Raw genomic sequence first — 23,841 nt, forward strand, 5'->3', positions numbered from 1 at the left:
ATGTTTTATATGTTAAAAAAGCAGCTCAGCGATGAGCTGCTTAATTCAAAATAAAATAAAAACTAAAACTGTTTACTGAAAAGCGTATGTGGTCATTCTAAAATTACTTGTTGAACTTGTAAATGTGTAAATATTATTTGTAAAAGCGATTTTGAAAGCTTCTTTTTTAATATATAATCCACTAGGATTCATAAGTTCAGTGTCTACTTTTTTAAGTAATGCAGGTTGTGCAATAACTGCTCCTGTATTAGCCTGCCATGTCCCCGGAACAAGTATTAATTTCTTATTAACAGCATCTTGCTGTACTGTAAAGTTGTGATAAATAGTAGTTTTACCACCTGTAAATGTATATGAAATGTAACTTTCACCAGCTGCGTCATTAAAAGTAAACTGAATTCTATTTACTTTTTGAGTTGAAGGTAAACTTGCGTGAATTTCAGCAATTAATGAATTAAAAAGTGACGAATTACTTGGTGCAGTAGCTAAATTTGCATGAATATAAGCAAAACCTGTTTGAGGAGCCTGAAGCATCACCTTATAATCATCAGTTAAGATCAATGGTTTGTTGCTATATTTAATTATAGCAGTAACCCCATTCGTTCCTGTGGCAGTAAAACTTCCATCAACATCATTGTATACAAAATTGGTTAATTTTTGTCCGGCAACTTCGACAGCCGGGCTTACTACAATTCCGGTTGGCGTGTAACCAACTCCCATGTTATAACTTACAGAATAACCAGTTTCTATGGAATTTGCTTCTGCATAGCGAGTTACATCTGAAAATGAGAAATCAAATTGGTGTTTTGCTGTTCCGTCATTGGTTTCTAATAACCTAAATAGCGGACGAGTATCATCGCCAATTACATTGTCAATCATGTCAATGTTTTTTGGCAAATCAGTCCAGTCTTGTGCAGTTGCTTTTACAAAACGTATCTCGGTACCATTTCTGTTAGCTTTAAAAATAATCTGCCCGTTTTCTTGTCCGTAATACAAAAACTGGAAATCTCCTAAATATCCCTTTGCTCTTAATGCAGCTATTGGATAATTATCTGATTCAGATAAAAGATGAATTCTATTTTTTGTTGTAAAAGTCAAACTTACTGTACTTCCAAGCTGTACCTGGTATTCACTTTTATAAACAGCTGTATCATCATCAAAATCAGAAGCCATCTGAACTGTACCATCAGCTGCAAATCTAAATAAATGTGTATAACCTCCCAGAACTGTATTATCAGTAAAATAAACGGCTTTCCAACCAAATTCAGAAGAAAGCAAAGCATCACTCAATTCTGTTTTCTGAGCATTTAAACGCTCGGTTGGTGTTTTATCAAATTTTGGATCTGCTTCTGTATTATTGTCGCAGGAGCTTAATTGCAAAGCCAAAAAGGCAGCAAATAAGAACTTATATATGTTTTTAATTTTCATAATACCTTTTTTTAATTTGTTATTACAGCATTTGTGTTTATTTCAGCAGCATCTCTTAATGCGTAGAAATCCATGTCATAAGCTTCCTTAAAATATTTTACTACAAGTGCCTCTTTTGCTTGTAAGGCTGCTAAAGCGTCAGGATCATCAATACCATCTAAAAACGCAGCATATTCTGCTTTTGAATAGATTAAGATCATCGAAGCTGTTTCTGCAAAATCTTCATTGATATTTGATCTAGCATAACTTGTAATAAATCCAATTTCGTTTGATTCCGGAATATCATAATTATACCAATCTGAAGTATAACCACCAGGAGTTATAGCCGCCCATGATTTTTCATCAAAAGGTTTATGCTGATTTAAAATATGAATATACTCGTGCTGAATTGTATGAATAAATTCTGAGACATTATCACGATCAGACTGATCTATATAATCTGTTTCAAATAAGGTAACTCGTTGTCCTCCTTCTGCTAAACCTAAAGTTCTTGTTCCAACACTATTCAAGTTTACACCTCCAATTAAAACAATTTCTCTTGGTGCAATTTTCTTTACAAAATCTGCCCCTCCAATTTGTGAGTAACTTTTAAGCCATATTGTCTGAACAATTTCAAGAGCAGGCTTTACTTTATCAATTGTTGGGGGGAATAAATAACGACTGTTATCTACCGTATTTTGATTCCATTTGTACTGAACATTGATATTGTATGGATTTAAATAAGTAGTTGTAATCCAATTATCTAATGCTGTCTTAGTAGGTTGTGTATAATCTAACTGACTATCTCCCGGACGTTCATCGTTTGCGCAAGAAATTATAGTCGTTGAAACCATAACCAAAAGTGCTATTTTACTATATTTTATTAGTTTCATAAGAATTTGCTTTTAAAGATTATCTAGGATTTAGCTCAACACCTGTATTCGTTGCATGAAGCGGGATCTGTAAGGGTCTGCGTTTATCATCTTTTACCAAAATGTTCACAGGCTTATTAGTCGTTTCATGTCTAACTACAATATTGAAACGTTTAACATCAAACCATCTCATACCTTCATGTACAAAATCTCTGCGTCTGGTTTCCGCAATTGCCTTTACGTAAGACGTTTGCACCGGAGTCATAGTGTAAAAAGGTGTGTACTCGTCTGCTATTACAGGATATTTTGCGACTACTTTAGCTTGTGTTACCTTATCTGTAGCTACATAACCAACTGTTCTTGTTGATAAAAAGTATTCCAATTCATCATTTGCTACTTGTATCTGTCCTTTCATTACATGAGCTTCAATTCTATTTAAGAAAAATTCATCATTACTTAACAAAACTTCAGCAACGTATGGATCTCCAATTCCAGCTGTTACGTTTGAATATTTAAAATATTCGTAAAACTTAGGAAGAAACACTGTTATACTACTGTTTGATGAGTAAAAGTTATAATACCATGGTTTTGCAAAAAGGCTTGTTGCTGTACCGAATATTTCCGGATAACGTGCTCCTGAAAGATAAAATCTATTTGAGTAGTACGATCTGCTTACGATCGTATTTGCAGAAACTACCAATAAGTTTGTTTCAGCCGCACTGCTTGCATAACTTAATCTCTGATCATCGATAGCCATAACATCGTAAGATGCAAAGTCTCTTAATTTACCAACAGGTCTGTTCCCTAAATCATCTGATAAAGCAATTACTTTATCCCAATCTCCTTTTACTAAATAAAAACGGCTGGCAAAAGCTTTTGCAGCATTTTTAGTAAAATGAAATTTAGGTTCTTTATAATCATTGGTAACATACTTTAACCCTTCCTGAATATCTTTTTCGATAAATTCGAAAACTTCGGCTACTGTATTTCTCTTGTATTTAGTTATTAATTCTGTTTCCGGTTTGGTAACATATGGAATTCCTAAATCAGTACTTGCCGTTGCCGGATTGTAACGTTGCGACCAGAATGAAACCAACATAAAATGAGCATAAGCTCTTGCTATAAGTGCTTCTCCTTTTTGAGGATTTAAATCAGCTGTATTTCCTAATTGATCTATAGCTTCCAAAGCTTTGTTTGCATGCGCAATGGCCTGATAACAAGCATCCCAATAATAAGCTTGCGTATCTATATCAGCAGTTTCTGTTTGAAGCTCCCAGTTATAGTTTTGCTCATTTTTAATTAATGTCTCTGGCATACCACTATCAAAAACATTATCAGACATTGTTTCTGCAATATCGAAATAACTCATTTGAGGATAAGCTCCAACCAATAATTCAGAAATCTTATCAGGAGTATCTATTTCGGTTCTATTATCTGGCTTCTCAGACAAGAAATCATCACAACCAGTAATACTTATAAGTATTAATAGCGATAAAGTTATTTTTAATTTTTTCATGTTTTTGGACTATTATAATGAAATGTTTAAAGTAAAAGTGTATTGAGATGTAACTGGCATAGCAACACCCCCGGCATTACGGAACTCAGGATCCTGACCATTTAATCTTTTGTCTGAATAAATTAACCAAGGGTTAACCGCAGAACCTTTTAAAGTAAATGTGCTTAGTCCAAGTTTTCTCTTGAAATCATTTGGAAATTCCCAGCTTAGAGAAATATTTTTAAGTCTGACAAAATCTCCATCAGCAATACGTGCATCAGAATAGTTATAAGTGTTATAAGCTCTTGCTAATGTACGTTCTCCACCATAATTAGAATTCAAACGTTTATCTGCAATAACAGGTACATTTGTAAAGTTCTCATCTCCGGGATTAATCCAACGATTTGTAAAATCTTTTGTAAATACAGTTAAATCATCATAAGTACTATCATAAATAGGATTTAAACGTACTTTGTTACCTCCTGATCCTACGAAGAATACATATAGAGACCAATTTTTATAAGTAAATGTATTTGCTAAACCTATAGATTTATTTGGTTCGATTGACCCTTCATATTTCAAATATTTAGTTACATCTAAATTGTCCTGAAAATTAGCTTCTGTAATATTATTGTCAGCTCCGTCTTGTAAAATAAAAGTTGGTAAACCCTGATTATTCAAACCTGTAAACTGATAAGAATATAGTGAGTTTCTTGGATGTCCAATTGTATTTCCTCCATTTGCATCTACTAAATCAAATGCTGTTGGTGTGTTTTCAAGCTTTGTAATTTTTTGTGAATAAACAGAAAAATTAAGCGTTGTTGACCATTTGAAATCGCGATTATCAAAGTTTTTCGTTGTAAATCCAATCTCAAGACCTTTAGTTTCCATATCGGCATTATTTCCTTGTCTGATTCTTTGACCTCCAATTCCTGAAGTAATCACATAATCCACCAAATCAAAAGCTTTACGACTATAAATATCTGAAGTAAATTGTATTCTGTTGTTAAACATTCCAAGATCAACTCCTATATTGGTCTCAAATTGTTTTTCCCAGGTTAAGTCACTATTTTGTAATTGGTCAATATTAATTCCTGACTCTCTATCATCAAGATTAAAACGATCTGTTATATAACTTTTATAAATTGCTAACGAGTTTGTTGCCGGGCCTGCAGTTGCAGTAAGTCCGTAAGAAGCTCTTAATGCTAAGGTATTTACAGATTCAATATCTTTCATGAATTTTTCTTCGGCCACATTCCATTTACCACTAAAAGTATAAGTTGGCAACCATCTTGAAGAATCGCTATTTCCTTGTCTGTTCGATCCGTCATAACGACCTGTAACCGAAGCAGTATAACGACGATCATAAGTATAACCTACTTTTCCGAAGAAACCTACTGTTCTCTCTTTTTCTTCATTAAATCCATAGTATGAATCTCCTCCATTGATGATTTTTTCAATTAATCTTGGATCAGTAAAGGCAGTAAGACCTCTGTCGTATTGTAAACCTGCAGCTGTAAAATTATCACTGCTTCTGTCCACAACTCTTAACTCAGTTCCAAATAAACCTTCTAGTTCATGTTTGTCATTTAAAGTATTTCTGTAGCTAATACTGTTTCTTAAGTTATAAGAAGTCATATCATTAGTGAATTTTCTTAAAAAACCACCATTTGGTAATACAGAAACTTTTGGTGCAGTTAAATCATTAGGATCCTGATATAAAAATATATTCTGATCTCTCACTAATGTATTAACTCCATCTTCACCTTCTGGAGTACCAGCTTTGTAAGCTCCCACAACGTTTGAGTTCTCCATAATTTTATGCTCACGGCTTGTATTGGCATAACGGGCAGAACCAGTAAGATTGTAATTTAAATGCGGATTGATTTTATAATCTAAATCTAATTGAAAACGAATATCTTTAACCTGGATTTCCATGAAGTTGTTTTCCAATTCATTGATAATATTCATTTTAGCCCAGTTATTTCTGTAATATTCTAAATTTCGATTTTCATCATATGGTCTTAAAGTTCTGCTTGTATTTAATACATAGTTGAACGGATTGATATCAAAATCACGAGTTACTTTACCAAAAACAACATCTTTTTCACTTTCATAACTTCCTGGAGCACCCTGATCACGAACCGAAGCCAAAGTCGAAAGCGTAAGATTTAATCTGTCATTTACATAAAATGTCCCTTTAATATTTGATGATAATTGTTTTACATCGTCAGCAAGAGTCCATCCCGGATCAGTATAATATCCTAAAGAAGCATAGAATGTATTGTTTTTTCCACCACCAGAAAAACTCAAAGAGTGATTTTGCGTGATAGAAGGTCTAAATAATACACTAAACCAGTCTGTATTTGCCAATTCGTATTTTCTTAAGAAGTTATTACGGCTAACAGGATCGTTATTCACTAAATAGGTTCCTGTTTCAGGGTTATATGTATTTATTGCTCTTCCTAAGATGTTATATGCACCACCGTATCTTCCATTTACAGTTGATGGCAAATCAAGATAGCCTTTAGCTTCCATTTCCTTAAAAATACTCATAGATTCCTGAGAATTTAAAATATCATATTGGCTATAGTTTGGAACTGCTCTGATAGTTTGTTCTAATCCGTAAGTCACTTTCAAAGGCGCATCTCTACGGCCTTGTTTTGTTGTAATTACTACAACCCCGTTCAAAGATCTTGATCCATAAATAGAGGTTGCAGAAGCATCTTTCAAAATCTCAATGTTTTGAATATCATTAGCGTTTAAACCTGCCACAGACGAACTCAATAAAGTTTCTGAGTTACCTGAAGCTAAATCTGCAAATGAAACATTAATTATATCCTCCTGTACAACACCATCAATCACCCATAAAGGTTTTGTGTCTCCAAAAATAGAAGATGATCCACGAACTGTAATTTTAGGAGCAGTACCAAAAGTTCCTGTAACGTTTTGTACCGTAACCCCAGCCGCTTTTCCTTCGATCATTCTGCTGACATCTACAACTCCATCTACCTTTAACTCAGCTCCTGAAATTTTACTAATCGCACCTGTAAAAGTTCTTTTTGAAGTTTTTTCATAACCCGTTGTTACTATAACCTCCTTAAGATTTTGACCAGCTTCATTTAAAATAATTGTTGGAGAAGTATTTTCTATACCAATCTCTTTAGTTTCCATTCCAACATAAGAAATAACTAATGCAGTACTATTAGCAGGCATTTCGATAGAAAAATTTCCATCAAAATCTGTTAAAACTGCAACCTTAGTTCCTTTTACTAATACTGTTGCTCCAGGTAAAGGTACTCCGCTAGGGTCAGTAACTTTTCCTTTGATAATAGGACCTGGTGCCAATATTTCAAATAAAGAAGGAGTGTTTTCTATATTTGAAAATGGATCCATTACATTATTCTTTTGTAAAATAATCTGGTTGCTTACTTCTGAAAAAGTAATATTAAATGGTTTTAAAATTCTGTTAAGTACACTTGACAAAACTTCCTGATTAGCCTCTATAGTCACTTTTTGATTAAGCTGAGGCAATCGGGAATTATACGAAAATTTTACTCGTGCAGATTTTTCTAATTTAGATAATGCATTGTCTAAAGTTAAATTTGCAACGGTAATAGTAACTTTTGTATCTAATTTTCTTTGTCCATTTACACTGTTTGCCATTGTAACACTTGAAAACACAAGTGCTAGGACAAACTGAAATAGCGTTATTTTCATGATTCGATGGAGTAATCGTTGTTTAACAACTGGTTTTTTCATAATTTTGGTTTGTTTTGATTAATACTATTCGCGTGTATTTTAAGAAACGTACTGAATTGCTCTTTACAGAGAGAAATTCAATTTTATAAGTGTCGATAATGTTACAGCATTTCGGCACTTTTTTTATGCATTTGGTTTTTACATAGGCAATGACTGTAATTTTAAGTTTGGTTAATTTTTAGTTTTATTTTGGTTTTTAATTAAGTTACTGAGCTTCTTCTATATAATTACAGTTATACAGATTAAACTAATTACAACCTTCTGATGTAATAGTGATTTGGTTTCCATTCATTTCAAAACTGGTATTCGTTCCAATGCTTTTACAGACAATTTTTAGTTTTTCCGTCAAAGGCTGATCACTGAGCGAAGTGGTAAGATGACAATCTTTCAGTTTATTTTCCGGATAATCTATGTCAACCAAATAAGCTTGTTCTATTGTTTCAAAAATTTGCGAGACCGGAATATCCGTAAATTCAAAGCTTAGCTGCTCAATATTACCAACGCTTTTGACTAAAGTCTCATCTTGGGTAATATTTGTTATTTTATTGAATTTCAAATCACTTCTTAAAAATCGAAGTGCCTGATTAGGAAGCAGTATCACTTCCTGCTGATCTGATTTAGCTACCAGATCATTTGATTTAACCTTAACTTTACCGGTGCGAACAAGAACTTCAACATCAGGCTGATCAGAATAAGCTTTTATTCTAAAACTAGTTCCAACTACCTTGGTAACGATCTCGTTTGCATAAACGTAAAAAGGTTTTTTTGGATTTTTACTAATTTCAAAGAAACCTTCGCCGGATAAATAAACCTTTCTTTCGTTTCCGGTAAAGATTTTAGGGTAACTTAATTTACTATTGGGTTGTAATAAAACCGAACTACCGTCAGATAAAGTGATGATTTGCGGTTTACTGGAATTATTAGTTTGCTCAACTAGCCCTTCGCTATTTTCATCGATTAACTCTTTGTAGGTAACAATATTGTCTGGCTTAAAATGATTATTATAAAACCAAATTGACATTAAACAGAGGAGTAAGCTTGCAGCAATTCCTGCAAGAGAATATTTTCTTAAAAAAAATGTTTTTGAACTCTCTTCAGAATTACTTTGATTTTCTTTCTCTTCAATTTTGCGCCATACCGCTTGTAATGCGTTATGGATATCTGAGGAAGACAAATCAGATTCCGGAACTTTCATTGCTAACAATAAAAGTCTTGCATCCTGAACCAACTTAGCGCGTTGGCGACTTTCTAAAGTCCATTCTTCCCAACCATTTTCATCAATTTTAAATAAAATCCATGACTGGAAAGATTCGTCAGACAAAAAATCTTCAATTTGGGTATATGTGTTACGTTTTTGCATCTAAAAATAAGGTTACAAAAACATAGAGGACAGTACTCTTATTATATACTCACCAAATTGTGATTTTTTTTATTTTTTTTGAAATAAAATTAAAAACTACTTGAAAATAGAATAAGAAATAGGGTAAAACTCCCTTTCCATTCCTTGCGAAGGCTAAGTAAACCACGATGTAGCAAATTACTGGCCGATTGATAATTAACATCCAGCATCTCTGCAATTTGCTCTACAGTTAAACCTTGATGGTAACGAAGATATAGTGCTTCTTTTTGTCGTGCTGGTAAGTCGTTCAATAAATTATTTAAATGAATGACTTTTTCTTTTGTTGCATAATCATCGTCAATAAGTTCATAATCAACTGAAAACTCTAAAAGGAATGCAATAGAATCTGTACTGGTTGTTTTACGAAAAATATGATCTCTTTCATACAAACGAGCAATTCTTTTACGTACACTGGATAATAGATATGCCTTAACAACTACCGAACTTTGAAGTGTATTTCGATACACCCAAATATCTGTAAATACATCCTGAATACAGTCCTGTACTTTTTCTTTATAGGGAGAAAGTGAATTGCCATAACGCACTAAGTCGGTATAATATCTTTCAAACAGCATCGAAAATGATTTTTCATCACCTTCTCTTAAATTATTCCAAAGCATTGAATCATCAACACTATTGAATTTTAAAATCGCATTCTTCATCTTCTAATTTGGGGTGACGTGCTTAATAGACTTTTTACTTAAGGAATGCATTTATTTAACATTATCCTTTCATTTTGTTTGCTAAATATATAAAAGCTTCTATTCAAAAGCCAATTTTTTCACATAAAAAAAACAGTTTCTTAATGTAAGAAACTGTCTTTTTATTAGATTCTGCGCGGCTTTCAGCCAAATGTTAAAATTATATTTTTCTTAACATATCTTTAGGCTTTATAAGATTTTACTGCAATTTATATTAACCGTTTTTTTAGTATGTCTGATTTTTAAAAATTAATTTAATCGAATGTTATTATTGTAGTCAGTAAACAACGTAAATGAGAATTAAAAATATATTTCATAAAAAAAAAGCCTTACTTAATATTTAGACTGCACCCAAAAGTTTAGACAAATTTATAATTAAGTTTGATAATAATGAGCTCGATATTTTATCGGGCTCATTTTATTTAAATTTGATTTAATTCTTTCGTTATTGTAATAGATTATATATCTATTAATTTCTTTTTTTAATTGTTCTATTGATTTGAATTTTTGAGTATAAAACATTTCAGATTTTAATATTCCAAAGAAGTTTTCAATAATTGCATTATCCAAACAGTTTCCTTTTCTTGACATACTTTGTTTGATTCCTTTTTGTTCTAATAAATGTTGGTAATGTTTCATTTGGTATTGCCAGCCTTGGTCAGAATGAAGTATTAAATTTGTATTGTTTGGTATTTTTCTAAAGGCTTTTCTCAGCATTATAACCACTTGATTGAACACTGGTCTCTCCGTAACTTCATAGCTGATTATTTCTTGATTAAACAAGTCAATTATTGGTGATAAATATAATTTGTTTCCCCCTACGTTGAACTCTGTTATATCGGTTGCCCATTTTTGATTTGGGGCTTGTGCCCTAAAATTTCGTTCCAGTATATTTGGAGCTATTTTACCATTTTCACCTTTGTAAGATTTATATTTTTTTACTCTAATAACACTTTTCAGCCCTAATAGATTCATTAATCGGAGAACTGTTTTATGATTGATAAGCACCCCTCTGTTTTGCAGTTCATCGGTTATCCTTCTATAGCCATAGCGTCCTTTATGCTTTTGATAAATGGCTTTAATCAGTTCTTTAGTTTCTTTATATTTATCAGGTGATTTACTTTGTTTTTGATGATAATAAAAACTGCTGCGCGCCATATTTGCTAGGTCCAGAAGTAATTCCAAACCAAATTTATGCCTTAATTCGTTTATGGCTTTGGATTTTTCCTGGCTTGAATTAAGGCTTGAAGCTTTTTTAGCAATTCATTCTCACAGCGAAGTCTTTCGTTTTCTTTCAGCAGTTCTTGCTCTCTTGTAAGGAGTTTGTCTGATTTACGTTTTTTGCCTTTATTATCACTCATCGATATGGGTCTGCCTCTTTGTTTTGGTTGTAATGCTGCTAGCCCAAAGTTAGCAAAATCTTTTTTCCATTTTAAAATTATGGACATATTGGGAATATTAAATCTTATGCCAGCCTGCATCAAGGAAAGAGATTCTTTTTGTATGCTATTGAGTACTTTTAGTTTAAATTCGGCTGAATAGCTTTGATTCATTCGTGGCAATAAACCAATTTTACCATATGCCTTATAAAAACTGACCCACTTACGAATATTCCATCTTGCAGTCTGTTTTAATTTTGAAACATACCCATCTGAATAATGCTTCTTTAAAACCAATTCTACACATTCTAACTTAAATGCATAGTCATACTTTACTTTTCTTTCCATAAAAAATGCCCCAAATAGTGTCTAACTTTTTGGGGCATGTTCAATTTAGCAAGGCTTTTGATAATTTTTATTTAAATAACTTTTTAGAAAGCTACATTCCATCTAGGCAATTTTGCATTTTCATCTAAGAAATTCTGCAAAACCTGACCTTCAACTGCAGTTGGAATCGCTTTTGCATCAGCATTATAAGTCTCGTACCAAACCACTTCTAAAGCATCAATGTTCTCCAATTTCATTTGTGCTGGCCAAGAGTATTTTCTTCCTGTTTTAGCAAATTGATGACCGTTTACGATTTTATCATATAAACCACCATTTTTACTTTTTAGAGTTCCATCATTCTGAACAGTTCCTGTAGAACCAACCATTATTAACTCTTTTGCGTCACCTTCAATAGCATATACAACAAAAATTCCTGCACCTCCTTCAGGAGCATTACAAACTTGTTCTAAACTATCTTCAATCGTAAAAGTAAAACTGTTGCTTACTTTAAACTTTTTTAATTCTTTGCTCATCTTTCTTATTTTTAAGCTACTAAAATTCTTAGAATCTGAGTTGCTAAGTTTAATTATATTCCACACATTTTAAAAATGTAAAAAAGTCTCAACACAATATTGAGACTTTTTTTTGGAATTTTTTATTTTGAATACTGGTGATTATCCAAGTACTTCTTTTACTTTTTTACCAATTTCAGCTGGTGAATCAACAACGTGAATTCCGTTGTCTCTCATAATTTGTTTTTTAGCAGCAGCTGTATCGTCAGAACCACCAACAATAGCACCTGCGTGACCCATTGTTCTACCAGCAGGAGCAGTTTCTCCAGCGATAAAACCAACAACTGGCTTACGGTTACCATCAGCTCTTACCCATTTTGCAGCATCAGCTTCTAATTGACCACCGATTTCACCAATCATAATGATAATTTCAGTTTCAGGATCGTTCATTAACAATTCAACAGCTTCTTTAGTTGTAGTTCCAATAATTGGATCTCCACCAATTCCGATAGCTGTAGTAATTCCTAAACCTTGTTTTACAACCTGATCAGCAGCTTCGTAAGTTAAAGTTCCTGATTTAGAAACGATACCAACAGTACCTTTTTTGAAAACGAAACCTGGCATAATACCAACTTTAGCTTCTCCAGGAGTAATAACACCTGGACAGTTTGGTCCTATTAATCTAGAATTTCTTTCTTTAACATAATTATTTGCTTTAATCATATCTGCTACAGGAATTCCTTCTGTAATAGCAATAATTACTTTAATTCCAGCATCAGCAGCTTCCATAATTGCATCAGCAGCAAAAGCTGGCGGTACAAAAATGATAGATGTATCAGCTCCAGCTTGATCAACAGCATCTTTTACTGTGTTAAAAACCGGACGATCTAAATGGCTAGTTCCTCCTTTACCCGGAGTAACACCACCAACAACATTAGTACCGTACTCAATCATTTGAGAAGCGTGGAAAGTTCCTTCGCTTCCTGTAAATCCTTGAACAATTATTTTGGAATCTTTATTAACTAAAACACTCATGATATATATTTTATGTAGTTTTTAAAATTGTGATGCAAAAGTAAGGTTTTGTAATGTATTTTAATCTTTTTGCCTTCAAAAAAATTAAGAAAATTGACTCATTTGATAACCACGGTATAATTTATCATCCTTAATTTGCCAAATTGTAGAAAAATGGGCTAATAACATCTCTTCTCTTGGGTTTTCAATCGTTTTCACAAAATGAGAATAACGTATTGAAACCAAGTCATCTTCTGCAATAATATGACTAATTCTGACTTTCGAACGTACATATGCACGACTTAATTCAGTAGCCATTCCTAGCATAGATTCATAATCCATCTCAATTAATCCTTTGGTGCTATTCCAATCTAACTTTACATCAGGATGTAAATAAGTTTTCATGATTTCGCTATCAATTAAGGCATCCGACTTATAAAATTTCTGTACAAACTCTTTTATAGACATATTACTTCAATTTATTTAGAATTTCAGGAATCTTTTTGATATTGGCTAATTGTTTTAACTTTTCTCGTGATTCTTCAATTGGTGTACCAAAATAAGATTTTCCACCTTCAACAGATTTAGTAACGCCGGTTTGTCCCATAATAACAGCCTTCGCTCCTATTGTTATTCCACTGGTTGTACCAACCTGCCCCCAAATCGTTACTTCGTCTTCAATAATAACACAACCAGCAATACCAGTTTGCGATGCTATTAAACATTTTTTTCCTATAACAGTATCATGCCCAACATGAACCTGATTGTCAATTTTTGTTCCTTCTTTAATTGTTGTATCTCCGGTAACACCTTTGTCGATAGTGCAAAGTGCACCAATTCCAACATTATCTTCAATAACAACTCTGCCTCCTGAAATTAACTGATCGAAACCATCCGGACGTTTTTTATAATAAAAAGCATCAGCTCCTAAAATAGTTCCGGCATGAATAATAACATTGTCACCAATTACAGTATGATCGTAAATAGAAACATTTGAATGTATTATACAATTTTTACCAATTGTAACATTATTTCCAACAAAAGAATTAGGCTGAATTACAGTTCCTTCTCCAATAACTGCAGAAACGGCTATTGCCACACTGGTCGCTTGAAAAGGTTTAAAGTGTTTGGTTAGTGTATTGAAATCTCTGAAAGGATCATCAGAAATTAAAAGTGCTTTACCTTCCGGGCAATCTACTTCCTTATTAATTAAAACAATGGTCGCAGCAGATTGCAAAGCTTTATCATAATATTTAGGATGATCAACAAAAACAATATCTCCCGGCTCAACAACATGTATTTCGTTCATGCCTAAAACTGGAAAATCCTGGTCGCCAATAAATTTGCATTGAAGCAAATTTGCAATTTCTTGTAAAGAATGAATCTTTGGAAATTTCATATTTTATAATTAGAAAATTTGTCAATTAGAGAATGTGTCAATTAGAAAATGTGTCAATTAGAAAATAAAAATTATTCAATTTCTGCTTATGCATCAATTTTCTAATTGACTCATTGACAAATTATCCAATTAAAAATTACTCTTTTACACGCTCCATGTAAGAACCTGAAGCAGTATCAATTTTAATTTTATCACCTTCGTTGATGAATAACGGAACGTTTACAGTTGCTCCAGTTTCTACCGTCGCAGATTTTGTAGCATTTGTAGCGGTATTTCCTTTTACTCCTGGCTCAGCATAAGTAACTTCAAGAATTACAGAAGATGGCATATCTACTGATAAAGGCAAATCAGTTTCAGTATTTACCTGAACCATTACACTTGTACCTTCTTTTAACAATCCTGGAGCATCCAAAATGTTTTTATTCAAAGAAATTTGCTCGAAAGATTCTGTATTCATAAAATGAAACTCATCTCCTTCAGCATATAAAAACTGGTAATTATGCGTCTCTACACGCACATCATCAATTTTATGTCCGGCAGAAAATGTATTATCTAATACTCTTCCTGTAGTTAAACTTCTCAATTTTGTTCTTACGAAAGCAGGTCCTTTTCCAGGTTTTACGTGAAGAAATTCAACGATTTTATAAATATCGTGATTGAATTTAATACACAATCCGTTTCTAATATCTGATGTAGATGCCATTTTGTTTAATTTTAGATTTTAGAATGCAGATTTAGATTCTAAAAAGAATCGTTAATCTACATTTTATTATTTTTTATATTTATTTGAGCTTTAATGATGAAGTAAGAAATCTAAAATCAGATATCTAAACTCTAAAATTAATAATTCCCTGAATAACCTTTCATGATTCCTCTTGATGAATTTCTGATAAAATCTAAAATTTCATCTCTCTCAGGAGTAGCTTCCATTTCGGCTTCAATAATACTTAAAGCCTGAGTTGTATTATAATTTTTTTGGTATAAAATTCTGTAAATTTCCTGAATTTCTCTGATTTTTTCCGTGCTAAATCCTCTTCTTCTTAAACCAACTGAATTGATTCCAACATAAGATAAAGGTTCTTTTGCCGCTTTTGTATAAGGCGGAACATCTTTTCTTACCAAAGATCCACCAGAAATCATAGCATGATCTCCAATATGAATAAATTGGTGAATCGCTGCCAAACCTCCAATTACAGCATGGTTTCCAACCACTACGTGACCAGCCAGGGCAACTCCGTTTACGATAATGGCATTGTTTCCAATTTCGCAATCATGCGCAATGTGCGCATAAGCCATAACTAAACAATTGTTTCCAAGAATAGTTTGACCTGAAGCAACTGTACCTCTATTTATAGTTACGCATTCTCTGATAGTACAATTGTCTCCAATAATAGCCAAAGAATCTTCTCCTCCAAATTTTAAATCTTGTGGTACCGCAGAAATAACTGCCCCTGGAAAAATATTACAATTTTTACCAATTCGAGCGCCTTCCATGATGGTTACATTTGAACCAATCCAGGTGCCATCACCAATAACAACATTATTGTGAATTGTTGTAAAAGGCTCAATTACAACGTTTTTAGCGATTTTAGCGCCAGGATGAACATATGCTAATGGTTGATTCATCTGTATGTTTTATATTTTAAATTAAAATAGTCTAATTTGGGCAACAAACGTAAACAATAATTTTCATTAAATTATTATTGTTTTTTTACAATTTGAGCCATTAATTCTGCCTCGGTAACTAATTTACCATTTGCATATGCATTTGCCTGCATGTGACAGATTCCTCTTCTGATAGGAGAAATCAATTCGCATTTGAAAATTAATGTGTCACCTGGCAATACTTTGTGTTTGAATTTAACATTATCTATTTTCATAAAATAAGTCAAATAGTTTTCAGGATCCGGAACTGTACTCAATACTAAAATCCCTCCTGTTTGTGCCATAGCTTCAACGATTAAAACACCCGGCATTACCGGAGCTTCAGGAAAATGTCCTACAAAGAAATTTTCATTCATCGTAACATTTTTCAAACCTACAACGTGACGGTCAGACATTTCTATAATCCTGTCAATCAACAAAAATGGTGGTCGGTGTGGCAACATCGACATAATTTTGTGAATATCCATCAAAGGCTCTTTGTTCAAATCATAAACCGGCACATGATTTCTCTGCTCAATTTTAATGATTTTCCCAATTTTTTTAGCAAACTGGGTATTTACGTAATGACCTGGTTTGTTTGCTATAATTTTTCCTTGAATTCTTACTCCAATTAAAGCTAAATCTCCTACTACATCTAATAATTTGTGACGAGCTGCTTCGTTTGGGTAATGTAAAGTAAGATTATCTAAAACACCATTTGGTTTTACAGAAATTTTATCTTTACCAAAGGCTTTCTTTAAATTTTCCATTGTAGAGTCAGAGATTTCTTTATCTACATATACAATTGCATTGTTTAAATCTCCTCCTTTAATTAGTCCGTTTTCTAACAGAGACTCTAATTCATGTAAAAAACTAAAAGTTCTTGAATTAGCAATTTCATCTTTAAAATCGGCTATGCTTTTCATCGTTGCATTTTGTGTACCTAATACTTTAGTACCAAAATCAACCATTGCAGTAACTTGATAGTCATCGCTTGGCATTACCAGAATCTCACTTCCTGTAGCTTCATCTGTAAAAGAAATCACTTCTTTTACTACATAAACGTTACGTTTAGCGTCTTGTTCTTCAATACCCGCTTTTTCTATCGCCTCAACAAAATATTTTGAAGAACCATCCATGATAGGAAGTTCTGAAGCATTTAATTCTATGATAACATTATCCAAATCACAACCAACCAATGCAGCTAGTACGTGTTCCGGAGTTTGAATTTTCACCCCTAGTTTTTCTAAATTTGTACCTCTTTGTGTATTAACAACATAATTGGCATCAGCTTCAATCACTGGCTGACCTTGCAAATCTACTCTTACAAAAGTGAAACCATTATTAATTGGAGCTGGTTTAAAAGTCATTGTAACTTCTTTTCCAGTGTGTAATCCAACGCCTGTTAGTGAAATTTCATTTTTGATGGTCTTCTGTTTAACCATTATTTCCATTTTTTGGGTTTATTATTTGTTTTTTTAATTCTTCCAGTTCGGCCACAATTTTAGGAAAGTTCTTGAAATGAACATATGATTTATTAAAATCAGTATATCCAAGTGAAGGCGTTCCTTGCAATATTTCATCATCTTTGATGTTTCTTGCTACTCCCGATTGAGCCTGAAGCCTAACATTATTTCCTATAACTAAGTGTCCTGCGATACCAACTTGCCCGCCAATCATACAATTTTCTCCAATTTTTGTAGAACCCGCAACGCCTGATTGAGCAGCAATTACAGTGTTTTTACCAATTTCTACATTATGGGCAATCTGAATCTGATTGTCTAATTTAACTCCTTTTCTAATAATCGTAGAACCAAGAGTAGCTCTGTCAATTGTAGTATTGGCACCAATATCTACATTGTCTTCTATAATTACATTGCCTATTTGAGGCACTTTACTATATACACCTTCTTCATCTGGTACGAAACCAAAACCATCTGCACCTATAATAGTTCCGGAATGAATGGTACAATTGTTTCCAATTACCGTTTCCGAATATATTTTAGCCCCGGCAAAAATATACACATTGTCACCAATAACAACATTATCACCAATAAAACTGTTTGGATAAATTTTTACATTATCACCTAAAACCACATTTTGTCCTATATAGCTAAAGCTTCCCAAATATAAATTTTCGCCATATTTAGTTCCTTCAGAAATAAAAGACTGTGTTTCTATTCCATTTTTATTCAATTTAACCTGATTGTAAAACTGCAAAAGTTTAGAAAAAGACGCATAGGCATCTTCTACTTTTATTAAGGTTGTAGTAATTTCCTGTTCTGGTATAAAGCTGTCATTTACAATTGTTACTGAAGCTTTTGTAGTATATATGTAGTTGATATATTTGGGATTAGCCAAAAAAGTAAGCGATCCTTCCTCGCCTTCTTCTATTTTAGATAGCCGAGAAACTTCTGCATTGGGATTCCCAACAACTTCTCCTTCTAAAATTCCTGCTATTTGTTCTGCTGTAAATTTCATTGCGACAAAAATATAAAAAATAGATTTTAAATGTTAATTTTAGATAAGTTGTTTTGGAAAACAGATGTAATATTTTGTCACCAATTTAGATAACGATTTCAAATTCAACTGATCAGATGCTTCTACAACATCTTCAATTGTTTTATCTTTTTTCAAAATTCGTATCGGTTCAGCTTCTTTACTATAGGCCTGGTTTTTAATTTTCCCTCTAAAAATAAAATATCCGGCATCTACAGACGAAATATGATGCTCTTCAGCAAATTCCTCTTTCATCGATTGCGATTCTTCCATTGGAATCTTCTCGGCACTCAATTTAATCTTTAATAAATCCCTGTTAATGATCATTTTACTTAAAGTAGAAAGTATAAAATCATCTTGTTTTTGCCACGCTTTTAAAGCACTTATAATATCAAAATCATCTAATTGAGAGAATAAATCTAATTTTTCGGCATCAAAATCTTCTAATGAAACTTTATTCTGCATAAAAAACAACAGTGGTTCACTGCAAGGTAAAGAAACTCCTTTTAAGGTTAGTTCTTTGGCTCTTTTCAATACTTTCATTAAAATTAATTCGGCCACCAAACTTGTTTTATGCAAATAAGCCTGCCAATACATTAATCTTCTGGAAAGCAGGAATTTTTCAACAGAATAAATTCCTTTTTCTTCAATAACCAATACACCATCCACAACATTCATCATCTGAATTAATCGCTCTGAGTTGACATTTCCTTCTGCAACTCCGGTATAAAAGCTATCTCGTTTTAAATAATCCATTCGATCCATGTCTAATTGACTTGAAATCAATTGCAACATGAATTTTCTGTGATACTCACCTTTAAAAACCTGAATTGCCAAACTCAATCTTCCATCAAATTCTTCATTCAGCTGATTCATGAATAATAGCGAAATAGCCTCATGATTCACATCTTCGACTATACTTTTTTCCATTGCATGCGAAAATGGACCATGACCAATATCATGCAATAAAATAGCTATCAGCAAAGCACATTCTTCTTCCTGAGAAATAGCAACTCCTTTAAAACGAAGTGTTTCAACTGCTTTCTGCATCAAATGCATACACCCCAAAGCATGATGAAAGCGCGTATGATTAGCACCAGGATAAACCAAATACGACAATCCCATTTGCGAAATACGGCGTAAACGCTGAAAATAAGGATGTTGAATTAAATCGTAGATAAGTTCGTTCGGGATTGAAATAAACCCGTAAATGGGATCATTAAATATTTTTAACTTGTTGATATGAGTCACTATTTGGTTATTTTTTGGTCAACAAATATAAGTAATTTAGATTGTAATATTAGAAAGATTTAGAATACAGTCAGAAACCTTTTTTACTGAAGGCATTTTTTTCTATTTATAAAATCCTGAAAAATATCTTACAAAAGAAATACAATTTTCAATCACACAATCATTTTTATGCAAAAATTTCTTTCGAACAATTACTTTTTCATTAACTCATATCATTTATTTCAAAATTAAACCTTCCTTCTTCTCTCAGTCAGGTATTTTCGAACCGGAATATCGTAAAAAGTCATTACTAAATAGGCAAATCCAACCAAAAGAATAGTTCCAGTGATTATAATAAAAGCTAGTTGATTTGTTGCCGGTTTGTACTTTGTGTAATAATTTAAAAACATCCATATCACCATATAATGAGTCATATATAAAGGATAAGAAATTTTCCCGGAAAAGATACATACCTTTCGCAATCTTTGTGTTAGTGAGGCTCCGGCTCCTAATACAATCAATAAAGGGAAATATAATAATACGATGAAAGGTTCTGTAAGCCAGTTCCAATCAGAAAAAGGCATTAAAAGCGCTAGCAAAAGTAGTATTGATAAACCTGCAAACCCGAGCTTTGTTTTGATAATCCAATTCGATTTGTAAATCAACATTCCTGCTAAAAATGAATAGGAAATGCGGGCACAACCATCCCAAAAACTTGCATCACCCCATCCGCCCATCAGGGTACCTCCTGCACGATAGCTAACAAAACAAATTCCTATTGCAGCTAAAATCGTTAATAAAGACAGCCAACGCTGACTTAGTTTATATAGAAAAAGTGCATAAAAAATATTGGCAACATATTCCCAAAACAAAGACCAGGCAGGAGCATTTAAACCGAAAAGATTAAAAGAACGTTCTGTCATTACCGGAAAAGGAATTAAAAGAATTGAAGTCAAAAATATTAAAATTACTTTACCAGTTTCATAAGTTTCTGATTGACCGTTAAAAGGATCAAAAAGGAAAGCCAGTAATCCCAATATCGAGCCAAAAACTACTAAAGGATGTAATCTGATAAGCCTAGATTTAAAAAATTCAAGAATTCCCATTTTTTCAACACGGTCATTATAGGCATAAGCAATGACGAATCCAGATAAACAGAAGAAAAAATCGACTGCTAAAAAGCCGTGTGCAAAAAAATTATCTTTTGGAGCATAAACCATTTCCATAAAATGAAAAAGTACAACTACCAAAGCAGCTATACCTCTTAATCCGTCTAAAATCTCAAAATGTTGTTTTGGCTTTAAAATCACGGCATCGATGTTTGTCATATTTTTATTCTTAAAAAAATTGTTCTTCCTAATTTTACGAAAATATAAAAAAACAAATACCTATTGCTTACTACCTCATTATTTTAATCTAAAAACAGTATTTATTATTCTGAATTTTATACTATTTTTAATACTTTTTAAGTTCTATACTTCTAAATTGCATAAAAATTAAAATACATTTATGGACAAGATAAAAATACTTTGGGTCGACGATGAAATCGATCTTTTAAAGCCACATATATTATTTCTGGAGAAAAAAAACTATGCTGTAACAACTTGTAACAACGGTTTAGATGCTATTGCTTTGTTTGAAGAAGACAATTTTGACATTGTTTTTTTGGATGAAAATATGCCGGGAATGAGCGGTTTGGAAACACTTTCGGAAATGAAAGAAAAAAAATCGGCCATTCCGATGATTATGATTACCAAAAGCGAGGAAGAGTATATAATGGAAGAAGCGATTGGTTCTAAAATCGCTGATTATTTGATAAAACCGGTAAATCCAAATCAGATTTTGTTGAGTTTGAAGAAAAATCTGGATCATTCAAGATTGATTTCTGAAAAAACGACTTTAGATTATCAGAAGGAATTTCGTAAGATTTCAATGGAATTAGCGATGGTTAATTCTTTTGAAGATTGGGTTGAATTATATAAAAAATTGATTTTTTGGGAATTAGAACTCGAAAACATCAATGATCAGGGAATGATTGAAATCCTTGAATCTCAAAAGATTGAAGCCAATTCGCAATTTGGAAAATATATTGAAAGAAATTACGAAGACTGGTTTGCTCCAAAAGCAGACAAACCTATTCAATCTCACAACTTATTTAAGGAATTAGTGGTTCCTGAAATCAAGAAAAAAGACAAACCAATTTTGTTTGTAGTTATTGATAATTTGCGTTACGATCAGTGGAAATCTTTTGAAACTGTGGTTTCTAACTATTATAAATTAGAAAAAGAAGTTCCTTATTTTTCTATTCTTCCAACGGCTACACAATATGCAAGAAATGCCATTTTCTCTGGATTATTGCCTATCGAAATGGAAAAACAATTTCCACAATACTGGAAAAACGATGTTGAAGATGGAGGAAAAAATCTTTACGAAGCCGAATTCCTTTCCGCTCAGTTAAAGCGTTTGGGATTAAATATTAAAGAAGATTATTTTAAAATTACAAATTATGCAGGCGGTAAAAAACTGGCTGAAAACTTCAAAGCTTTAAAAGGCAATGATTTAGTAACAGTTGTTTACAATTTTGTAGATATGTTATCGCATGCCAAGACAGAAATGGAAGTTGTAAAAGAGTTAGCTTCTGATGATAAAGCCTATCGTTCATTGACTTTAAGCTGGTTTAAAAATTCCCCTTTATTGGAAATTATCCAACAAGCACAACTTTTAGGATTCAAATTAATTCTGACCACAGATCACGGAACGATTAATGTAAAAAACCCATCGAAAGTGGTTGGAGATAAAAATACAAGTTTAAATTTGCGTTATAAAACCGGTCGTAGTTTGACTTACGAGCAAAAAGATGTGTACGTTGTAAAAGAGCCAAAAAATATTGGATTGCCAGCTATAAATATGAGTAGCTCCTTTATATTCGCTAAAAATGATTTCTTTTTAGCCTACGTAAACAACTATAATCATTACGTGAGTTATTACAGAAACACCTATCAGCATGGTGGAATTTCATTAGAAGAAATGATTATTCCGTTTTTGGTTTTTAATCCTAAATAAAAAAAGTTTTCAGTCGCAGTTTTCAGTTTTTCAACTGATACTGAAAACCGCAACTGAGACTATTATAAAAATAAGTATAACAATGAATATCGTTTTTTCATTAGATCAAATTCAGGAAGTAGCAGAACAAATTATTGCTCAAAATCCAAAAAAAATCATTCTTTTCAATGGAGAAATGGGTGTTGGAAAAACTACTTTAATTAAACAATTATGCAAGAGCTTAGGAGTTCAGGATGCTACAAGTAGTCCAACCTTTTCTTTAGTTAATGAATATTATACTTCTAACAATCAAATCATTTATCATTTCGATTTCTACAGATTAAACAAAGAAACCGAAGCACTTGATATGGGTGTTGATGATTATTTGTATTCTGGAAACTGGTGTTTTATTGAATGGTCTGAAAAAATAGCCAGTTTAATTCCGGAAGAACATTCTACAGTTACAATTGAGTTGTTGGCTGATGGAAATAGAAGTTTAGAACTGATTTAATTCTACAGAGATTCCCGAAGATTTCACGGAGATTCGCAGAGTTTTTTGATCTAGTTCTTTCTGTTATTCTGCGAAAATTTCGTTTATATCTGTGTAACAACTAATATTATTATGAATACCCAAAATACAGTAGAAATAATCCCCTACTCACCAGATTTAAAAGAACACATCAAAACCTTAAACATCGAATGGCTTCAAAAGTATTTTAGAGTTGAGGAAAAAGATGAACTAGTGCTTTCAAATCCTCAGGAAGAAATTATTGATAAAGGCGGAATGATTTTTTACGCTAAGTATAATGATGAAATCCTTGGAACAGTTTCTCTGATGAAGATTGATGAGAACACTTTCGAATTGAGTAAAATGGCTGTTTCAGACAAAGCGCAAGGCCTTGGAATTGGAAATAAACTTTTAGTACATAGTGTAGCTGTGGCTGAAGAAAATAATATCAAAAAGTTGCTTTTATATTCAAACAGAATTTTACTTCCTGCACTTCATTTGTATAAAAAATTTGGTTTTATTGAAGTTCCATTAGGAGATGTCAGCTACGAAAGAGCCGACATAAAAATGGAAAAAACAATCTCTTAATATTGACTTTTAGTATTAGCAGAATATTTGCACTAATTTTAAAACTTTTTACGTAATTTGTACTCT

At 32.5% G+C, this 23,841-nt stretch carries 21 protein-coding genes; 3 read left to right on the plus strand and 18 right to left on the minus strand.

The features are described from left to right. Positions 1-72 precede the first annotated feature (72 nt). From AC6CH4_RS19625 to AC6CH4_RS19710, 18 genes are all read right to left on the minus strand, one after another. On the minus strand, positions 73-1,425 hold the full coding sequence (locus AC6CH4_RS19625; RefSeq protein ID WP_498105958.1) for a DUF4302 domain-containing protein: 1,353 nt from the start codon (positions 1,423-1,425) through the stop codon (positions 73-75). 11 nt (positions 1,426-1,436) lie between these two features. Further along, the gene (locus AC6CH4_RS19630; protein WP_498105960.1) at positions 1,437-2,297 is read right to left on the minus strand and encodes a substrate import-associated zinc metallohydrolase lipoprotein; all 861 of its coding nucleotides are present in this window, start codon (positions 2,295-2,297) and stop codon (positions 1,437-1,439) included. A 19-nt stretch (positions 2,298-2,316) separates the two neighbouring features. Next, positions 2,317-3,792, minus strand: a complete 1,476-nt coding sequence (locus tag AC6CH4_RS19635) for a RagB/SusD family nutrient uptake outer membrane protein (RefSeq protein WP_498105962.1) — start codon at positions 3,790-3,792, stop codon at positions 2,317-2,319. Positions 3,793-3,804: 12 nt separating this feature from the next. Continuing rightward, positions 3,805-7,533 (minus strand): SusC/RagA family TonB-linked outer membrane protein, encoded by a 3,729-nt coding sequence (locus tag AC6CH4_RS19640; protein WP_498105964.1) that lies wholly within the window; start codon positions 7,531-7,533, stop codon positions 3,805-3,807. A 247-nt stretch (positions 7,534-7,780) separates the two neighbouring features. Then, positions 7,781-8,893, minus strand: a complete 1,113-nt coding sequence (locus AC6CH4_RS19645; protein WP_498105966.1) for a FecR family protein — start codon at positions 8,891-8,893, stop codon at positions 7,781-7,783. Positions 8,894-8,982: 89 nt separating this feature from the next. Next, positions 8,983-9,594, minus strand: a complete 612-nt coding sequence (locus tag AC6CH4_RS19650; RefSeq protein ID WP_498105968.1) for an RNA polymerase sigma factor — start codon at positions 9,592-9,594, stop codon at positions 8,983-8,985. A 414-nt stretch (positions 9,595-10,008) separates the two neighbouring features. Beyond that, complete coding sequence (locus AC6CH4_RS19655) at positions 10,009-10,896, minus strand: IS3 family transposase (protein WP_498106144.1); 888 nt, start codon at positions 10,894-10,896, stop codon at positions 10,009-10,011. Next, on the minus strand, positions 10,842-11,360 hold the full coding sequence (locus tag AC6CH4_RS19660) for a helix-turn-helix domain-containing protein (RefSeq protein ID WP_463459475.1): 519 nt from the start codon (positions 11,358-11,360) through the stop codon (positions 10,842-10,844). The genes AC6CH4_RS19655 and AC6CH4_RS19660 overlap by 55 nt, the downstream gene beginning before the upstream one ends. 83 nt (positions 11,361-11,443) lie before the next feature. Then, complete coding sequence (locus AC6CH4_RS19665) at positions 11,444-11,872, minus strand: hypothetical protein (protein ID WP_498105970.1); 429 nt, start codon at positions 11,870-11,872, stop codon at positions 11,444-11,446. 141 nt (positions 11,873-12,013) lie between these two features. Next, positions 12,014-12,886 (minus strand): succinate--CoA ligase subunit alpha, encoded by an 873-nt coding sequence (gene sucD / locus AC6CH4_RS19670; protein WP_007808093.1) that lies wholly within the window; start codon positions 12,884-12,886, stop codon positions 12,014-12,016. An 84-nt stretch (positions 12,887-12,970) separates the two neighbouring features. Next, entirely contained in the window at positions 12,971-13,333 is a 363-nt protein-coding gene (locus AC6CH4_RS19675) for a nuclear transport factor 2 family protein (RefSeq protein WP_498105972.1), read from the minus strand. A gap of 1 nt (position 13,334) precedes the next feature. After that, positions 13,335-14,264, minus strand: coding sequence for a UDP-3-O-(3-hydroxymyristoyl)glucosamine N-acyltransferase (locus AC6CH4_RS19680; protein ID WP_498105974.1), 930 nt, complete (start codon positions 14,262-14,264; stop codon positions 13,335-13,337). 136 nt (positions 14,265-14,400) lie between these two features. Next, positions 14,401-14,967: an elongation factor P gene (gene efp, locus AC6CH4_RS19685; RefSeq protein WP_035624093.1), complete on the minus strand. Its 567-nt coding sequence runs from the start codon at positions 14,965-14,967 to the stop codon at positions 14,401-14,403. Between the two features lie 137 nt (positions 14,968-15,104). Beyond that, on the minus strand, positions 15,105-15,890 hold the full coding sequence (gene lpxA, locus AC6CH4_RS19690; protein WP_029270176.1) for an acyl-ACP--UDP-N-acetylglucosamine O-acyltransferase: 786 nt from the start codon (positions 15,888-15,890) through the stop codon (positions 15,105-15,107). Positions 15,891-15,964: 74 nt separating this feature from the next. After that, positions 15,965-17,353, minus strand: a complete 1,389-nt coding sequence (locus AC6CH4_RS19695) for a bifunctional UDP-3-O-[3-hydroxymyristoyl] N-acetylglucosamine deacetylase/3-hydroxyacyl-ACP dehydratase (RefSeq protein WP_498105976.1) — start codon at positions 17,351-17,353, stop codon at positions 15,965-15,967. Continuing rightward, entirely contained in the window at positions 17,346-18,389 is a 1,044-nt protein-coding gene (gene lpxD, locus AC6CH4_RS19700; RefSeq protein ID WP_498105978.1) for a UDP-3-O-(3-hydroxymyristoyl)glucosamine N-acyltransferase, read from the minus strand. Before lpxD ends, AC6CH4_RS19695 begins: the two co-directional genes overlap by 8 nt. Before the next feature lie 39 nt (positions 18,390-18,428). Further along, complete coding sequence (locus AC6CH4_RS19705; protein ID WP_498105980.1) at positions 18,429-19,658, minus strand: HD domain-containing protein; 1,230 nt, start codon at positions 19,656-19,658, stop codon at positions 18,429-18,431. A gap of 227 nt (positions 19,659-19,885) precedes the next feature. Beyond that, on the minus strand, positions 19,886-20,965 hold the full coding sequence (locus tag AC6CH4_RS19710) for an acyltransferase family protein (RefSeq protein ID WP_498105982.1): 1,080 nt from the start codon (positions 20,963-20,965) through the stop codon (positions 19,886-19,888). Positions 20,966-21,146: 181 nt separating this feature from the next. Between AC6CH4_RS19710 and porX the strand changes: the two genes are divergently transcribed. The 3 genes from porX to AC6CH4_RS19725 all read left to right on the plus strand — a co-directional run bounded on the left by porX (position 21,147) and on the right by AC6CH4_RS19725 (position 23,775). Then, the gene (gene porX / locus AC6CH4_RS19715; protein WP_498105984.1) at positions 21,147-22,700 is read left to right on the plus strand and encodes a T9SS response regulator signal transducer PorX; all 1,554 of its coding nucleotides are present in this window, start codon (positions 21,147-21,149) and stop codon (positions 22,698-22,700) included. A gap of 82 nt (positions 22,701-22,782) precedes the next feature. Further along, entirely contained in the window at positions 22,783-23,190 is a 408-nt protein-coding gene (tsaE, locus tag AC6CH4_RS19720; RefSeq protein WP_498105986.1) for a tRNA (adenosine(37)-N6)-threonylcarbamoyltransferase complex ATPase subunit type 1 TsaE, read from the plus strand. A 111-nt stretch (positions 23,191-23,301) separates the two neighbouring features. After that, positions 23,302-23,775 carry a GNAT family N-acetyltransferase gene (locus tag AC6CH4_RS19725; RefSeq protein ID WP_498105988.1) on the plus strand — a complete coding sequence of 158 codons (474 nt, stop codon included), beginning with the start codon at positions 23,302-23,304 and terminating at the stop codon, positions 23,773-23,775. The last annotated feature ends 66 nt before the right edge of the window (positions 23,776-23,841 follow it).

It is taken from the genome of Flavobacterium sp. GQ95, from assembly GCF_059758655.1.

What these genes read in the sequence shown, in the direction of transcription:
- AC6CH4_RS19625 (WP_498105958.1), bottom strand. Translation starts at nt 1,425, where the DNA reads ATGAAAATTAAAAACATATATAAGTTCTTATTTGCTGCCTTTTTGGCT.
- AC6CH4_RS19630 (WP_498105960.1), bottom strand. Translation starts at nt 2,297, where the DNA reads ATGAAACTAATAAAATATAGTAAAATAGCACTTTTGGTTATGGTTTCA.
- AC6CH4_RS19635 (WP_498105962.1), bottom strand. Translation starts at nt 3,792, where the DNA reads ATGAAAAAATTAAAAATAACTTTATCGCTATTAATACTTATAAGTATT.
- AC6CH4_RS19640 (WP_498105964.1), bottom strand. Translation starts at nt 7,533, where the DNA reads ATGAAAAAACCAGTTGTTAAACAACGATTACTCCATCGAATCATGAAA.
- AC6CH4_RS19645 (WP_498105966.1), bottom strand. Translation starts at nt 8,893, where the DNA reads ATGCAAAAACGTAACACATATACCCAAATTGAAGATTTTTTGTCTGAC.
- AC6CH4_RS19650 (WP_498105968.1), bottom strand. Translation starts at nt 9,594, where the DNA reads ATGAAGAATGCGATTTTAAAATTCAATAGTGTTGATGATTCAATGCTT.
- AC6CH4_RS19660 (WP_463459475.1), bottom strand. Translation starts at nt 11,360, where the DNA reads ATGGAAAGAAAAGTAAAGTATGACTATGCATTTAAGTTAGAATGTGTA.
- AC6CH4_RS19665 (WP_498105970.1), bottom strand. Translation starts at nt 11,872, where the DNA reads ATGAGCAAAGAATTAAAAAAGTTTAAAGTAAGCAACAGTTTTACTTTT.
- sucD (WP_007808093.1), bottom strand. Translation starts at nt 12,886, where the DNA reads ATGAGTGTTTTAGTTAATAAAGATTCCAAAATAATTGTTCAAGGATTT.
- AC6CH4_RS19675 (WP_498105972.1), bottom strand. Translation starts at nt 13,333, where the DNA reads ATGTCTATAAAAGAGTTTGTACAGAAATTTTATAAGTCGGATGCCTTA.
- AC6CH4_RS19680 (WP_498105974.1), bottom strand. Translation starts at nt 14,264, where the DNA reads ATGAAATTTCCAAAGATTCATTCTTTACAAGAAATTGCAAATTTGCTT.
- efp (WP_035624093.1), bottom strand. Translation starts at nt 14,967, where the DNA reads ATGGCATCTACATCAGATATTAGAAACGGATTGTGTATTAAATTCAAT.
- lpxA (WP_029270176.1), bottom strand. Translation starts at nt 15,890, where the DNA reads ATGAATCAACCATTAGCATATGTTCATCCTGGCGCTAAAATCGCTAAA.
- AC6CH4_RS19695 (WP_498105976.1), bottom strand. Translation starts at nt 17,353, where the DNA reads ATGGTTAAACAGAAGACCATCAAAAATGAAATTTCACTAACAGGCGTT.
- lpxD (WP_498105978.1), bottom strand. Translation starts at nt 18,389, where the DNA reads ATGAAATTTACAGCAGAACAAATAGCAGGAATTTTAGAAGGAGAAGTT.
- AC6CH4_RS19710 (WP_498105982.1), bottom strand. Translation starts at nt 20,965, where the DNA reads ATGACAAACATCGATGCCGTGATTTTAAAGCCAAAACAACATTTTGAG.
- porX (WP_498105984.1), top strand. Translation starts at nt 21,147, where the DNA reads ATGGACAAGATAAAAATACTTTGGGTCGACGATGAAATCGATCTTTTA.
- tsaE (WP_498105986.1), top strand. Translation starts at nt 22,783, where the DNA reads ATGAATATCGTTTTTTCATTAGATCAAATTCAGGAAGTAGCAGAACAA.
- AC6CH4_RS19725 (WP_498105988.1), top strand. Translation starts at nt 23,302, where the DNA reads ATGAATACCCAAAATACAGTAGAAATAATCCCCTACTCACCAGATTTA.